The organism is Enterobacter sp. PL1 (assembly GCF_945957325.1).
Taxonomy (GTDB): Bacteria; Pseudomonadota; Gammaproteobacteria; order Enterobacterales; family Enterobacteriaceae; genus Enterobacter; species Enterobacter roggenkampii.
In genome coordinates this window covers 1-775 of the sequence record NZ_CAMFKT010000098.1, presented here as the reverse complement: position 1 = coordinate 775, position 775 = coordinate 1, and the positions used below count along the sequence as shown (strand labels likewise).

The window sequence follows — 775 nt, the reverse complement described above, 5'->3', positions numbered from 1 at the left end:
GTTTTCTGAGGTGCCCCCTACCAGCAACGCACCGCCGAAGACCGGCAGCAGGAGCGCGAGCAATTCCAGATGGTTAACCGGGGCCTGAAAGACCAGATTCAAGACCTGCAAAACCGGCTCATCCAAGCCGAGTCAAGAGCGTCCGAGCTGATAGACACTAATGCGCAATTACAACGACAAACGCATGAGCTCGAACAGGCCAATGCGATGCACAAAAGCACCTTGGATAGGCAAGTGGCCGATATCCAGAACTTGGAGCATCAACTTAACGACGCCTCGGCAAAAAACCGGGAGCGGAAGCATGAAAGCAAACAATTGGCGGATAATATTGCCGCACTCGCAAGCCAGAAAGCAGATGCCGATAAGCAGGTGGCCGTACTATCCCAAGCATTAGAGGTCACCAAAACGGATCTGAAAGCCTCTCAGAATAGAGCGGAAGTTCTGTCCGATGAGAACAAGTTGATTCTTCAGGAAAAAGCGGTGATTCAGGGGCAGTTTAAGCAGCTTCAGGAGTCACTGTCGCGATAAAGGCTTTAGTCAAACATTCATCGAAAAAGCTATATTAATCAATATATTATATACGAAGTGGCTAATTCCAACGCTTTTACCGGCCGGACCTCAAGTAGCTGCACCGGCCGCCATTTCATTCAAAGAGGCCTCGACGACAGTCAAAACTGTTCGACGCACGTCGATCTTCCATCGCACGCGCTCGACGCATCGGTCCAGGCTTTCGCTATCGTCTGCGTCCAATGCTTTGCAAAGTCGCGCCAGTTCG

At 51.0% G+C, this 775-nt stretch carries 1 protein-coding gene; it reads left to right on the top strand.

The features are described 5' to 3' along the window. Window positions 1-207: 207 nt before the first annotated feature. Window positions 208-528, top strand: a complete 321-nt coding sequence (locus N6P30_RS24430; protein ID WP_238595206.1) for a hypothetical protein — start codon at window positions 208-210, stop codon at window positions 526-528. The last annotated feature ends 247 nt before the right edge of the window (window positions 529-775 follow it).